The organism is Paenarthrobacter aromaticivorans (genome assembly GCF_019038615.1).
GTDB lineage: Bacteria > Actinomycetota > Actinomycetes > Actinomycetales > Micrococcaceae > Arthrobacter > Arthrobacter aromaticivorans.
The window spans coordinates 106,802-121,329 of record NZ_JAHOPC010000010.1; the positions used below are offsets into that span (position 1 = coordinate 106,802).

Genomic DNA, 14,528 nt, shown 5'->3' on the forward strand with positions numbered 1-14,528 from the left:
GCAGAAAGCACTTCCATGTGTACGTGCCCGACGGACACAAGACCTGTAGTGGCCCGGCCGCCGGAGAAACCAGCTGGGCCAGCCAAGGAAAAGTCAGCCGGCAGCCTGGTCCAACAGGCCGCCGGCGGATTTCTTTTCAAGGTTCAGGAACGGGTGTGACCCTGGCAATCGAGGCACAGGGCGCGGTCGCCCGAGCGTGTCGTATCCATCTCGAAGGCCACATAGTTCAGACCGCATCCGTCGCATCCAACGCGCGTACCCCAGAGGTCCGAAACTTGTGTGCGTACCGCGTCCGCCGCGCCGGATCTCCTCGCGGTGAGTCCTGCTTTACGGATGGCCAAGTACAGAAGCATCGAGAATGCAAGGGAAATCAGCGGTGCCAGCGCAGAAAGTGTAGGCAGTTGCATAGGGAACTGTAGCAGCATGATGCCCAGGACCGACGAAACTACCCAGACGCCGAATCCCGGAGCAACTGCCTTAAGCCGAGCGGGCCGGAATTCCGGTTCCTTGTTTCTGTCCAGCAGCCAGTGCACGATCATGATCCCTACCCAGGACACGACAAGTACGGCTTGCCAGGCCAGTGCTAGAGCGATGTAGCTAAAGACATTGGTGAACATCAGGACGAATACGAGGCCTAGAAGTACAATCACCCATGTGCGGCGGGAAAGGTTACGTCGGCTGAAGTGGGCGACGAACCGTTCCATGTTTACGCTGGCGAAGTAGAAGTTGGCCGAATTGATCCGGACCTGGCTCACGATTATGACTATGAGACCAATTACGCCAAGGGCGGCGATTACCCCGCGGACTACCCCGGATTCGGTAACACTGTCCTGCGGCGCGGCCAATGCGACGATGAAGATGCCGGCGAGGCCATTGAACAAGTATGCAACGAGATAAAAGATCCAGCCGAAGCTGACCTTTTCATGGAATTTTGCATCCACCGGTTGACCAAAGCGCGCGGCATCCTGCGTATCAGGGAACAGGATCCACACTCCCATGTAGAGGATGAAGACCGTGAGCCAGCCGGGGATCCCGGAAAGCGGCGTCGGTTCGAAGCCTGACCAGTTACCTTCCCAACCGAACCGGAAGCCAGCCGTAATAACCGCGGCGAGGATGCCGAAGAAGTATACGGGCAATGAGATTCCGTTGAGCTTGTTGAGCCATGTCTGCATGCCGCCGAGCATCAATGGAAGCATGCCGGCAATGACTATCGCATACCAGACGCGGACATCCCAGACCCGGAAGAAGGACTGCAACGCCACGGCGAGCACGCTACTTTCAAAAACCGCATAATAGACGCCCGCTGAAGCCACCAACAGAGGTGCCAATGCTGCTGCCCTGTACCCAAAAAGCTCCCGTGCGAGTAGCGTGGAGTTAAGGCCCCATCTGATGGCTTCCCGTGCGCTCTTGGATCCCAGTATCGAATACGCAATGACAACCAGCACGATACCGATGATGGCCTGTTGAACGCCTACCAGACTGGCGGATAGTGCCCCGTAATAGAGAAATGCCATAGCGCTGGCAATGGAAGACCAACCGCTGAAGACGCCCCACTTCCCAAGGCGCGCGCTCGTCGGTACGAAGTGGTTGGTGTATTCCTCATGAAGTTGCCGTTCGACGACACGGGGGTCGTCGACGGTACTTAGTTTGAGCTGGAGATCTGGTCGAAGACTAACTTCTTCAGATTCGTTCATAATTCTCGACCTGCCTTTGTAAAACGGAGATGGATATCAGGTGAATGCAAGCACGTCCAAGGCCTCCGGGGTTTTCCTCGGTAGCCCTTCGCGCAGCGGCGGCAGGACGGGCGCCTGGGCAGGCCGGACGGTGGGGGTCGGACTTTCCATGCCCCGGCAGTTGGTGTGCCACAATGCTCCGTCCGCGTAGTGTCCGGAGCATTGGATGTGCTCTCCACGTGTTTATTTAACGTTTATTAAGCGTGAAGGTCAAGGGTTGTTCTTTAGATACCAGTAATGAGAATGGCCTCTACATCTTCAGGCAGGCTTCAATTGAAGGCCGGTCCGAGCAGGCTTCTGTTTTATGTCGAGCCCGCTGACCGCTACGACATCACCGAGCTGCCTCGCGAACACATTCAAAGTTTTTGTGTTGAGACAGAAGAGAGCTCCTTCCTTTCCGCACGCCGCAGCGACGAGACAGTCTTGGTACTGCGCCAAGACGGCAGTTTCCCCATCAGGTCCTTCGTCCTCGACGAGGGCAAGCGCCTGCCCCTAGGGGTGGCATCGGCCGGTCTTGCCATCTTGTCCTTCATGCCGCAGCCAGTTATGGAGCGCTATCTTTCCCATGCCGATCTGGAGGTTGCGGCTACTCCCACTCGTTGGGGGAGGTCAGAAAGCGGATTGAAGAAACACGGGCTGCAGGACATGCGACCAATCCCGGGCTCCTCGTCCAAGGAAGCTGCGGCATGGGAGCAGCGGTTTTCGACGCCGCGGGGCAGCCCGCGTGGGCCCTAAGCATCACGGGTATCGAAGCCCGTTTCTCCTCCGAGCGCCGCGCTAAGCTCGGACGTTTGCTGCTCCGGCTCGCCCCCGCCCTTTCAGAAAAATATTAGGCACCAGTAGTTACAGCAGCAGATGGTGGGATTCCGAGACAAGGCGCAGTCATGCCAACGCCTACCCCAACGGGTAGCTGAAGCTACCCCATTGGAGTTTGTCGATTACGGCGAAAATCATGCATCCTGAACTAGGACAACGTGTCCAGTCTGCCGATTCGTCATGAGCGTCTTGTGGCCTCGTTCAGCCCCAGCGATTCCTGCCGCGCCAGATAAACAAGCTCGGGCGGAACACTAAATTCCATCGGCAACCTGACATCCCCATCAAGCTCTGGCAGAGGCCACCCCACTTAGGAAACAGTCGAAATCATGGTTCATAAAGTTCAAGCAGTCGTGGTTAAGGAAAAGAACGCTCCGGTGTCGTTGGAGACCATCCTTGTGCCGGATCCAGGGCCGGGTGAGGCGTTGGTGGATATCCTCACCTGCGGTGTGTGCCACACGGATCTGCACTATCAGCAGGGCGGCATCTCGGACGATTTCCCGTTCCTTCTCGGCCACGAGGCCACAGGCGTGGTCAGCGCGGTGGGCCCGGATGTCACGGACGTTGCCCCCGGCGACAGGGTCATCCTGAACTGGCGTGCGGTGTGCGGTCAATGTCGTGCCTGTGCCAAGGGCCAGCCGCAGTACTGCTTCAACACCCATAACGCCACGCAGAAGATGACGCTGGAGGATGGCACTGAGCTTTCGCCTGCACTGGGAATTGGCGCCTTCGCCGAGAAGACCCTCGTGGCTGCGGGTCAATGCACCAAGGTAGATGATTCGGTTGATCCTGCCGCAGTGGGTCTGCTGGGATGCGGTGTGATGGCCGGCATCGGTGCGGCCATCAATACCGGTGAGGTCAAGCGTGGCGAGTCCGTGGCCGTCATCGGGTGCGGTGGCGTAGGCATTGCCGCGATCGCCGGTGCCAAGTTGGCCGGTGCGACCACGATCATTGCCGTGGATATCGATGCCAACAAGGTGGACATGGCCAAGTCCCTGGGAGCCACCCACGGAGTGAACTCCAGCATCGAGGATCCGGTAGAAGCTATCCGGGCCCTGACGGGAGGCAACGGCGCAGACGTGGTGATTGACGCCGTCGGACGTCCCGAGACGTACAAGCAGGCTTTCTATGCCCGCGACCTCGCAGGCCGCGTTGTCCTGGTTGGTGTTCCTTCGCCCACCGCCACGCTGGAGTTGCCGCTGCTGGATGTCTTCGGCCGCGGCGGTTCGTTGAAGTCCTCCTGGTACGGCGATTGCCTGCCTTCGCGCGACTTCCCGATGCTGGTGGAGCACTACAAGCAAGGCAACCTGAACCTGGACGCCTTCGTGACGGAACGCATCACGATCGACCAGGTGGAGGAAGCCTTCGCCCGGATGCAGGAGGGCAAAGTCCTTCGCTCCGTAGTGGAAATCGAACCGGCGGTGGCGCTCTGATGGCCGTCACCGTAGAGAACCGGGTTACCTCCGGAACGTTTTCGCTCGACGGCGGCACCTGGGACGTGGACAACAACGTCTGGATTGTTGGGGATGAGCAGGAATGCGTCATCATCGATGCCCCGCACGATGCCCAGGCCATCATCGAGCAGGTGCAGGGCCGCAAAGTCCTGGCCATCCTGCTGACTCACGCCCACAACGACCATATTGGGGCCGTGCGGGAGGTTGCTGACGCGGTTCAAGCGCCCATCTACCTGCATCCCGAGGACCTGGTGTTGTGGGAGCAGGTCTATCCGGACACCACGCCGGACAAATACCTCAGCGACGGCGACGTTTTCACCGTGGCGGGAGCTGAATTGCGGGCCATCCACACACCGGGCCACTCGCCGGGGTCCACGTGCTTCCTGCTGGAGGAACAGGACACTGTCTTCACCGGAGACACCCTGTTTAACGGTGGTCCGGGAGCAACCGGGCGGTCCTACAGCGATTACCCCACCATCCTGGCATCCATCCGGGAACGGCTGCTGACCCTGCCTGCCCACACGGTGGTGCGCACCGGGCATGGGGACAACACCACCATCGGGGCCGAACAGGAAACGTTGGCTAAGGTCCCGCAGTAGCCGGCCCCACCCATCAGCGTCTGAGTTAAGGGCGCGCCAAGAACCTCTGGCGCGCCCTTTACTGCAGACCGAAACACTCAGGCCAGTAAGGAAGTTGGAACGATGAAGTTCGGCAAGCAGCCCGCTCCGGTGGCGGACATCAATGAGGACCAGCTCGAGGTCCACAAGCCCAAGACCGAGGCGGCCGGCGTCAAGGCCGTCATGGTGGCATTGGAGCGTGCCGTCGCCCAGGCCGGTGTGACCCGGACTGCGCAGTCCCTGCTGCGGCTGAACCAGCGCGGCGGCTTCGACTGCCCGGGCTGTGCCTGGCCGGAATCGGACAAGAAGCGCAAAGCTGCCGAGTTCTGCGAGAACGGCGCCAAAGCCGTGGCCGAGGAAAACACCCTCCGGACCGTGGGGGCAGAATTCTGGGCTAAGCACTCCATCGCTGAGCTGTCCGGGAAGACCGAGTACTGGCTGGGGAACCAGGGCCGGCTCAGCGAACCCGTGGTGATCCGGGAAGGCGAGGCGCACTATTCGCCTATCTCCTGGAATGGTGCGTTTGAGCTGATCGGTGAGCACATCCGTGCGAGCACCCCGGACCGCTGCGTCTTCTACACCTCGGGCCGAACCGCCAACGAAACGGCTTTCATGTACCAGCTGTTCGCCCGGGCCCTGGGGACCAACAACCTTCCTGACTGCTCCAACATGTGCCACGAGTCCTCCGGCTCGGCACTGAATCCGACCATCGGCATCGGCAAGGGCACAGTGTCCTTGGACGACATCCACGACGCCGAACTCATCTTCGTCGTCGGCCAGAACCCGGGCACCAACCACCCCCGCATGCTGTCCGCGCTCAAGGAGTGTAAGGACAAGGGCGGCAAGGTGGTGGCGGTGAACCCGCTGCCCGAGGCCGGGCTGTTCAACTTTCGGGACCCGCAAACGCTATCCGGCGTCGTGGGCGGCGGCACCCCCTTGGCCGACGAGTACCTCCAGATCAAGGTGGGCGGTGACCTGGCCCTTTTCCAGGCCCTCGGCCACCTGCTGCTGGAGGCCGAGAAGCAGAACCCGGGGACCGTCGTCGACCATTCCTTCATTGCCGCGCAGACGGACGGCTTCGATGCCTACCGGGAGGCGCGTGCTTCGCTGAACTGGGACGAGACCGAGAAGGGCACCGGCTTGACTCGGGCCCAGATCGAAAAGGTGGCCGCGATGCTCGTGGCCTCCAAGGCGTCCATCTTCTGCTGGGCCCTGGGCGTAACCCAGCAGCCGCACTCCGTGGACACCATCAAGGAAATGGTCAACGTCCTACTGCTGCAGGGAAACTTTGGCAAATCCGGCGCCGGGGCCTGCCCAGTCCGCGGGCACTCCAACGTCCAGGGCGACCGGACCATGGGGATCTGGGAAAAGCCCAAGGAATGGCTCCTGACAGCGCTGGATAGTGAATTCGGCATCACATCACCGCGGCACCATGGTTTCGACGCGGTCGAATCCATGGAAGCCTTCGACCGCGGCGAGGTGGACGTGTTCGTTTCGATGGGCGGAAACTTCTCGCTCGCCTGCTCGGACACCGAAGCGCTGGAAGCCGGCATGCAGCGGATCGGGCTGACCGTGCACATCTCCACCAAGCCCAACCGCTCGCACATCGTGCACGGCCGCACGTCGCTGATCCTGCCCACGCTGGGCCGCACGGACAAGGACGACAAGCACCCCAAGGGCGCGCAGTTCCTATCCGTGGAAGATTCCATGTCGGTGGTCCACTCCACCCAGGGACGCCTCACACCGGTCTCCGAGCACCTCCTCGCTGAGCCCGTCATCGTGGCCCGGATGGCGGAGGCGACATTCGGCCCGGACCACCCTGTGGACTGGCGGAGAATGGCGGAGGACTACGACGTGATCCGCGACCACATTGCGCGCGTCCTGCCCGGCTTCGAGGACTTCAACGACAGGGTTCGGACCAGGAACGGCTTCGTGCTGCCCAACCCACCGCGCGACACCCGGTCCTTCGCTACGGACATCGGCCGCGGCCGCTTCACTGTCAGCCCGCTGGAGTACCTGACGCCGCCGCCTGGCCACCTGGTGCTGCAGACCATCCGCAGCCACGACCAGTACAACACCACGTTCTACGGACTGGACGACCGGTACCGAGGCATCTCCGACGGCCGCCGCGTCATCCTGATCCACCCGGAGGACTTGGCTGAATCCGGTTTCCAGGACCGGGAGCTCGTGGACGTGGTGAGCACGTTCCAAGGTGTTGACCGCCGCGCGGACAAGTTTCGGCTGGTGGCCTACCCCACCGCGAAGGGCTGCGCCGCCGCGTACTTCCCCGAGGCCAACGCCCTGGTCCACAAGGAGAATGTGGCCCGCGTGTCCAATACCCCCGGATTCAAGGCGATGTTCGTCCGGTTTGAGCCGCACCTCGCGGAAGGCGCCGAGGGAGAGGCTGCCGGAGACCTCGGGCCGGCGGCGGCTGCTAGCAACCTTACATCGCAAGGGCGATTGTCTCCGCATTCGAAAGCGGGCGGGTAACTGTCATGGCGGCATTGGGCGTCCCCGGTTACGGGCCGAAAACCTCGCACGCCTAACCCTGAACCACGGTCGCCCACGCAAATGCTCGGCTGGAAATCCCAGCCGAGCGCTTACGTGTTTACCACTACCTACCTAGCCACCATGTCTTGTAGCGAACCTGGAACCGCCAACACCGAAGGCCGCTTCACGGAAAGGGGTCAGACGCGAGAGCCTTGGTTGGATAAGACATCGGCCAAGGCTGCCGCGAATACCTCGACGATTCTGTCAACGTCATCAGCAGTGTGAGCCCGGCTCAGGAATATGAGGCCCTTACGAGTCATGTAGACACCCCGCGGAATCATCGCTTCGCAAACCTGCGTCACAAAGTTCCTGTCTGAGGAGTAGGCACCGTCCACCGATTGTGTGTCCAAGTCCTTCCCGCAGAAAATCTGCACGAGTGACCCAACTTGGTTGACCAAAATGGGTACCGAGAGATTCTCGCCCTCTCGCTCAAGACCGGCCTTGAGCTGAGAGCCAAGACGGTCTAGGTACTTGTAGAAGTCGGCGCCCTCACTGCCGATGACCTTCAGAGAGGCAATGGACGCCTCCAAGGATGAAGGAGTGCCGCTGTATGTCCCGGCCGCAGGAACCCTCCCGTCTTCAATACTGCGCATGGCTTCGCTTGTGCCCGCCACCATACTGATCGGGAAACCATTAGCCATGGCTTTGGCATACGTTCCTAAGTCCGGGGTTACGCCCAGCAAACCGCTGGCCCCGGACGGGGAGACACGAAAACCACTAACGATCTCATCAAAGATCACCAAGGCGCCGTGGCGGTGGCATACCTCTTTGAGACCCTGCAGGTAGCCTTCACCAGGGGCGAAGGTGCCAAAGCCTGTCAGCAAAGGCTCCATAATGACGCAAGCTACCTGGTCGCCGATGCGGTCCATAAGCCGAGTGAACGTTTCAAGGTCGTTCCAGCGCGTAATGACGACACCGTCCGGCACTGCGGCCCCTTCGACTGCTGGTCTTACAGCGGTGCTCTCACCATCGGTGTCCGCTCCAGATGCCGGCGGCTGAGGATCGTAACCGGGAATATTGACATAGAGCGGATCAATCCATCCGTGGTAGTGGCCTTCGAACTTGACAACAAGGTTTCGTCCTGTCGTCGTCCGTGCAACTCGAACGGCGAGTTGGACAGCCTCCGTTCCAGTGCTCATGAAGGTCACCTTGTCCGCGTACGGCAGCTGGCGGAGTACTTCTTCGGCGAGAACAGTTTCTCGATGGTATGAACCACCAAACTGAACACCATTGTCCAGGGACGCTGCTGCAGCAGCGTTAACCGCGGAATGGGCGTGCCCCAGCAGCACCGGACCATGCGCCATGACGCAGTCTATGTACCTGTTGCCGTCCACGTCCCACAGGTAGGCGCCGTTTCCACGCGAGAACACCACTTGGTTGTCCCGTCGGCGTATGAGCGACACGAGGCCGGCCGGTATGACTCTTTGAGCCCGCTCGAAAGCCAAGGCAGAGCCGGTAAGGGTGTAGCGATCCTCCAACAGGGCCGTAGTCATAGGGTTCTCCTGGTAAGTGATGTCAACGAAAATGAACGCTCAGGCGGCACCAAGACGTGCTCTGAGGATGGAAGGGAGGCAAGCGGCTCAGGTTGTTCTGCCTGCCCGATGCACGCGGGCTGCCATCTCTAGCTAATTGAACATTAGTTTAGTTATCTCGTCAATTGGTGTGATGCACACCCAAGCAGGGGTCCAAGTCACAGCGCCAACCGAGGCAGTACGCATCTCAGATACGATGCCTAGAAACGCTCACTCAGATCTTTCAACCAAAGGACGGACCGTTGACCCTCCCCCTCACGTCACAACAAGAGGCCTCTAATGACCCAGAGCTCAGCGAGATAATAGCGGCACTGGACCGCGCCAGCGCCGGCTCAAGCGGTGAACGAGGGGACACCAGGGAGCGTCTCCTCGCGGCCGCGATGCCCGCTTTTGCTACCGAGGGCTTTCGTGCAACAACCATTAGAAGTCTTGCCTCCGCGGTTGGAATTACCCCCGGTGCCGTCTATGCCCACTTCGATTCCAAAGAGGCAATCCTCTCGGCGGCGTTGGCCAGAACCTACCGGAAATTCCTTATCGATGTTGTGATTCCCCAAGACGGGGAAGGTGCTGGGGTGCGGTTTGATGGTCTTTGCCGTAGGCACATGCTGTTCCAGATGGAAAATTCAGAGATCGCGTCTGCCAGCGACATGCTGCTGCTGAACGAGATGGTCCTGCAAGCTGCCGACCCGGCGACGGTGCAGGTTATCCGACGCGCCAAGGCCGCCTACTTTGATCGTATCTATCAGGAAGTTATTCGTCTGGACGCCGGCCCAGGCGGACTGCGGCTAAAGGTTAAGACAAGGGCCGTTCTTGTTGTGTGCGATTCATTGAGCGCCGAGCCTCGACCCGAGACTGAGGGCATGGACCGCAAGGCCGTCCTGGATCAATACATGCGACTCGTATCGAGCATCATCCGACCCTGAAACCCCTAGTCACCAATGGGCCAACGCTGTATTGTATAAACAATCGTTTATTCAATAAGAGAGGCAGCTGATGGCGGTCAACAGTGAACAAGTCGAATTTAATGTCGACGGATCCCTGGTGCGGGGAACGTTTTATACTCCCCCCACTGGCAGTGATCCCTTCCCGGTGGTGGTAATGGCACACGGGTGGGGGATGGTCTCGGGGGGTGACCTTGAGGACTATGCCGGAGCCATAGTGGGGGCAGGCTTGGCCGCGCTCACCTTCGATTTCAGGCATTTGGGGGCCAGCGAGGGCGAGCCAAGGCAGGATATCGACCCTTACCGCCAGATTGAGGACTACAGGGCGGCTATCAGCTACGTACGGACACGCCCGGAAGTTGAAGGTGAACGCATAGGTGTTTGGGGCAGCAGCTACAGCGGAGGGCATGCTCTGGTCACTGCTGCCATTGACCGACGAGTCCGATGTGTTGTGGCCCAGGTTCCAACCATCAGTGGCTGGCAGGCCGCACAGCAGAGAGTGTCCGTCGGAGATCTTGCAGCGCAGCGAGAATGGTTCACCCGGGACAGGGAGGCCCGTTTCGCTGGGGCCAAAGGGCAGACAATCACCATGATCAGTGCCGATCCGTCTGAAAAGGTCGCTTACCCTGGCGAGGAGTCATACGATTACATGTCAGCCCAGGGCAAGATCTGCCCGAACTGGCGAAACGAAGTTTCAGTCCGTTCTCTCGAGCTTGCGAGGACATATGAGCCCGGAGCGTATATTGAGCGGATTGCTCCCACTCCCCTGCTCATGATCATTGCCGATGCGGACACTACAACGCCCACAGGCTTGCAGCAGAACGCGTATCAGCGCGCCTACCACCCGAAACGCCTTCTCCTGGTCCCAGGGGGACACTACTCGGTGTACACCGAGCATTTTGAAGAGACCAGTAAGGCCGCTGCGGAGTGGTTCGGCCGGCATCTTGAAAAAGCTCCAAAAAAGCATTGGAGTGACGAAGACACGGTACTGGGCACCCCCTAAAGCAGCACTCAAACTGGGCACCCTCCCCAGCGTCATCGACAAGCTGATGTGCCTCACACAGGATATTCACAGCAAGTAATTAATGGAGGAGAAATGAAGCGGCTAGATGTTCTCGCAAGACGCGCAGTAACTGAGTGGGATACCCCAAAGACTGGGCACTATTGCCCGGAGACGCCTTAGTGGCGTCCAGTATTACCCGGCACTGAGCCTCGTATTATCGAAAATGCGAAATGATTCCCGCGATCTGCGGAATCCATGTGAGCTGGACGACGGCGACGTCTCCTGACCTTGTGTAGCTCGGCTTACTGGGTTTTATGGGGGGCGACCCCCGCCGAGCTGGAACACGAACTGTCTAGATCGCATCGGACAAACCCGAAGCAGCTAATTCGTCCCCCGATGAAACCTCTATCGCAAGGTGGAGCCGTAGGGGCGGATGACAATAGCAGTTACGACCGCTCCCCCATCCCCCGTTTTATCGCCACTTAGACCGAGGCCAATCTCACCAACCCGAAGGGCGAGGAACTCCGTGATTAACAGCCTCGTCCGGACCGAGGGTTCGATTTGAATGGTCGCTCAGGCGGGAAACCTGTCCTGCTTGAGCGGTCGCCTGACCACCAGATTGAAAGGCTTTCCCGTGACAGAAAACATACTTGAGACAACGACCCCTCCCATTGGCCCCAACCGGATCCTTGATGGAAAAGCCACCGCCGGGGCCATCAAAGAAGAACTGGCCCGTCGCGTTGCCGCCCTTAAGGCCAAAGGAAAAACTGTCGGGTTGGGGACTGTCCTCGTTGGCGAGGACCCTGCAAGCCATTCCTATGTTGCCGGAAAACACAGGGACTGCGCGGAGGTTGGAATTGAGTCAATCCGCCGGGATCTTCCATCAACGGTTACACAGGCCGAATTAGAGGCTGTATTGGAAGAGCTCAATGGGGACCCGAAAACAACAGGCTACATAGTCCAGCTTCCGCTGCCCGCCCACATAGACCAGAACGCCATTCTCGAAAAAATTTCTCCCGACAAGGACGCAGACGGGCTCCATCCGACAAACCTGGGGCGCTTGGTCTTGAACGTAGGGGGCGCTCTCACCTCTCCCCTGCCTTGTACGCCCAACGGCATTGTGGAACTTCTGACTCGGCACGGTATCGACCTCGACGGCCTTGAAGTCCTTGTTATAGGACGCGGCGTAACTGTTGGTCGTCCGCTGGGCCTCCTCCTTACGCGACGGGCCATCAATGCAACCGTTACCCTGGCCCACACCGGTTCAACCGACCTTCCAAAGCTGATAGGAAGGGCTGACGTTGTAGTGGCCGCTGTTGGTGTGCCAGGGATAGTTCAGGCGAGCCAGCTGAAACCACAGGCCATCGTCTTAGACGTAGGAGTCTCACGCACCGTTGACGAAGTAACCGGCAAGGCTACTCTTAGGGGGGACGTCGCCCCTGAAGCGGCGACTGTAGCTAGTTGGATTTCACCCAACCCCGGAGGTGTGGGGCCTATGACGCGGGCAATGCTCCTGGTTAACGTCGTTGAGACCGCGGAGCGCAAGTCAGCTGCCGAGGAGTAGGTCAGTGACCCGGGGAAGCACGTTCAAACAGCCAGTCAGGGAAAGCCGACTTTACAGTGCACCAGGCATACATCACACTTGGGCGCATTACTAAGCGAGCTTGACCCGGATGGGTAGAGATTCCCACGCCCGCAGCGTGTCGTTAAGGTGCCTTTTCGTCGGCCCCTTCGTCGGCCCCATGATTTCAATGGAGGTGATCCTCTTTACCAGGGCACCCAGAATGGTTGCTCCCTCGAAACGGGCAATATGCTGGCCGACGCACGAATGGATGCCAAAGCCGAAATCAGTGTCTGGGGCTTCACGGACAAGCACCTCTACACGTGGCTCCCGGGAGCAAAGCCCTGCATCTTCAACGAAAACTTACAATCCCAAGCCGGCGTACTTCGCCGTCCGCAACGCTCTGCGGAACTTCGTTGAAAAAACGGCACCACCCACCCTCCCGTAAGAAGCAGTACAAAGCACAACTGACTCATTCCCTGTACTCAGCAACCGCACAATTAGAACCAGTAAGCGGGTGTGGTGGTCCGCGACCGGTCGCTATGAGACGCCACACAAGCCATTTAACAGTCGGGTGGATAGTGGCGAAGTGAGCAATTGGACTGATTGCATCGCAGCGTCGCCAAACCTACCGCCCGGGCTTCCGGAAACAGGAGCCGAGTGTCCGGCCGACACTGCAGGATGACGCTGATCTCTTGCTGAGCGCCCAGAGCTTCCAAGCTCTGGGCGCTCAATGCACAACGCATGTAGGTCAACACGCACCAAGAGTGAGCCTCGACCAGTTGTGGCACACCCCAACCTGACGTCAGAGGGAATCATGGTACGCGTCAGGTTAGGATCCAAAAGCCAAATTCATGACGTTCCGCAAGTAACGTCTCAGACCCTAAACCGACATCTCAAGCCATGGCGAGGAGCTCGGCGTCCGCTAGCTGGCCTTATGTATGCGGGCGCTAGGAGGGGGCACAGAGACCCCTCCCCGGACTCAGGAAAGGTTGTGGATTGCCCCGGCCCAGCGGGGCCCGGAGACGGCCCGGCGGACCGCCCTGGCGCGTCCGTGGAAGTCGATCTTTGGCATACGCGGAGAATCCTCAGCTTTGCCACCCGTATCGCTCCAGGCTGACGGCACTGCGGCATTTGTCGATGTTGTGCAGCAGTCGGTAATCAGCCCCATGCCGGCGTACTCGCGGACAGCGGCGATGCCGGCAATGGCGTCGGTCTTGGTGTCGAAGGGCTTGGAAACTGCCATAACGGTCCCGTCGGGTGCCGTGAGCCGGAACCTGAATGCTGCCTGCGAGTCCATAAAGAGTTCGAACATTCCTGCCATTGCGGTCCTTTCGGTCTGATGGATCCCTGAGGCTGCGTCCTTGCCGCCACCGGAGAAGAGGCAACGTTGCCTTCGTTTCCGCGGTTTCCCGCCATCCAAATTTCCATCAAATTCAGCATGCGTTGGCCGAGTCTTTCGCAGGGACGCATCCCGCGCAAGGCTTTATCCTGCATGCAACCGAAAGTGATCCCCCGCTCTCAAGTTCCGCCCAGAGGTTAATAGCGCGCGGATTCGCTGGGCTGATAGCCGACGCTATGTAAACTGCGGTTGCCTACCAGTCTAGTTTTGTCAACTATAGTTGCGCTCGGGCATACTGTTCACACTACCAATTCGGGGCCGATGAAGGGAAGCGCAATGAGCTGGTTCACCGAGGGCAGCGACCACGAGGGCTACGTTGTCTGCGTCTTCGCCGACGGCATGTACGGGGCCGGCGGAAAGCACATGCAGATCAGCCTGATGACACCCGATGGCAACACGATCTGGGAAAACGACAATGAACCGGACAGCGCGGCCTGGCGGCCGCCGTCGCAGGTGGTCGGCTGGAAAGTCGCGTGCAGTTGCGAACCACATCGGAAGCACGTCATCTTGGACGAGCTGTGGACCCGTGTATGGGATCCAGCCGAGGAAGACCTCACCCGCCGTCGCATCTACGCCGGCGGCACTTCCAGCGATGACGCCACCTACGTCAGCGACCGCGAAGACCTGGAACCCCTATTCATCGACCAATGGCACCTTCATATCGCCCCCGACCTCCACCTTCACACCATCAGCACCTTGGGCGATCAACTCAAGAAAATCGAGACCCAGCTCGACGACGCCGTGGCCGCAGCCCGCGCGGACGGCCTATCTTGGGACAAGATCGGGAGAGCCTTCGGGATTACCCGTCAAGGAGCACGCAAACGCTGGGACAAGCAGGCCACAGATAGCACCGACTGAATCTCCTGCCCGGACACTCAGTCAAGAGGATGTCGCGAGCCCAAGCCCATTCGTGGGATCCGCC

The 14,528-nt window shown here is 59.7% G+C and carries 11 protein-coding genes and 1 pseudogene; 9 read left to right on the plus strand and 3 right to left on the minus strand.

All coding sequences use genetic code 11. The features are described 5' to 3' along the window. Positions 1-143: 143 nt before the first annotated feature. Complete coding sequence (locus KSW38_RS16075; RefSeq protein WP_216925926.1) at positions 144-1,694, minus strand: purine-cytosine permease family protein; 1,551 nt, start codon at positions 1,692-1,694, stop codon at positions 144-146. A 282-nt stretch (positions 1,695-1,976) separates the two neighbouring features. Here KSW38_RS16075 and KSW38_RS23870 point away from each other — a divergent pair. The 5 genes and pseudogenes from KSW38_RS23870 to KSW38_RS16095 all read left to right on the plus strand — a co-directional run. Continuing rightward, positions 1,977-2,261: pseudogene (locus tag KSW38_RS23870) on the plus strand (hypothetical protein); the annotation flags it as partial. A 71-nt stretch (positions 2,262-2,332) separates the two neighbouring features. Then, a complete protein-coding gene (locus KSW38_RS23485) occupies positions 2,333-2,566 on the plus strand; it encodes an IclR family transcriptional regulator domain-containing protein (protein WP_254186598.1) in 234 nt (77 codons plus the stop codon). A gap of 309 nt (positions 2,567-2,875) precedes the next feature. Continuing rightward, complete coding sequence (locus tag KSW38_RS16085; RefSeq protein WP_216925927.1) at positions 2,876-3,979, plus strand: S-(hydroxymethyl)mycothiol dehydrogenase; 1,104 nt, start codon at positions 2,876-2,878, stop codon at positions 3,977-3,979. Beyond that, positions 3,979-4,599, plus strand: coding sequence for an MBL fold metallo-hydrolase (locus KSW38_RS16090; RefSeq protein WP_216925928.1), 621 nt, complete (start codon positions 3,979-3,981; stop codon positions 4,597-4,599). Before KSW38_RS16085 ends, KSW38_RS16090 begins: the two co-directional genes overlap by 1 nt. Before the next feature lie 102 nt (positions 4,600-4,701). Further along, the gene (locus tag KSW38_RS16095) at positions 4,702-7,107 is read left to right on the plus strand and encodes an FdhF/YdeP family oxidoreductase (protein ID WP_216925929.1); all 2,406 of its coding nucleotides are present in this window, start codon (positions 4,702-4,704) and stop codon (positions 7,105-7,107) included. 197 nt (positions 7,108-7,304) lie between these two features. On the opposite strand, the gene KSW38_RS16100 is transcribed toward KSW38_RS16095, so the two are convergent. Then, complete coding sequence (locus tag KSW38_RS16100; protein ID WP_216925930.1) at positions 7,305-8,660, minus strand: aspartate aminotransferase family protein; 1,356 nt, start codon at positions 8,658-8,660, stop codon at positions 7,305-7,307. A gap of 281 nt (positions 8,661-8,941) precedes the next feature. On the opposite strand from KSW38_RS16100, the gene KSW38_RS16105 reads away from it, so the two are divergent. From KSW38_RS16105 to KSW38_RS16115, 3 genes are all read left to right on the plus strand, one after another. Then, positions 8,942-9,622, plus strand: coding sequence for a TetR/AcrR family transcriptional regulator (locus KSW38_RS16105; protein ID WP_216925931.1), 681 nt, complete (start codon positions 8,942-8,944; stop codon positions 9,620-9,622). A gap of 70 nt (positions 9,623-9,692) precedes the next feature. After that, positions 9,693-10,643, plus strand: a complete 951-nt coding sequence (locus tag KSW38_RS16110) for an alpha/beta hydrolase (RefSeq protein WP_254186599.1) — start codon at positions 9,693-9,695, stop codon at positions 10,641-10,643. Positions 10,644-11,313: 670 nt separating this feature from the next. Beyond that, positions 11,314-12,207: a bifunctional methylenetetrahydrofolate dehydrogenase/methenyltetrahydrofolate cyclohydrolase gene (locus tag KSW38_RS16115; RefSeq protein WP_428982403.1), complete on the plus strand. Its 894-nt coding sequence runs from the start codon at positions 11,314-11,316 to the stop codon at positions 12,205-12,207. A 979-nt stretch (positions 12,208-13,186) separates the two neighbouring features. Here the strand turns inward: KSW38_RS16115 and KSW38_RS16120 are convergent. Beyond that, positions 13,187-13,528: a YegP family protein gene (locus KSW38_RS16120; protein ID WP_216925934.1), complete on the minus strand. Its 342-nt coding sequence runs from the start codon at positions 13,526-13,528 to the stop codon at positions 13,187-13,189. A gap of 354 nt (positions 13,529-13,882) precedes the next feature. Here KSW38_RS16120 and KSW38_RS16125 point away from each other — a divergent pair, with 354 nt between their 5' ends. Then, positions 13,883-14,464 (plus strand): hypothetical protein, encoded by a 582-nt coding sequence (locus tag KSW38_RS16125; RefSeq protein WP_216925935.1) that lies wholly within the window; start codon positions 13,883-13,885, stop codon positions 14,462-14,464. Positions 14,465-14,528 lie beyond the last annotated feature (64 nt).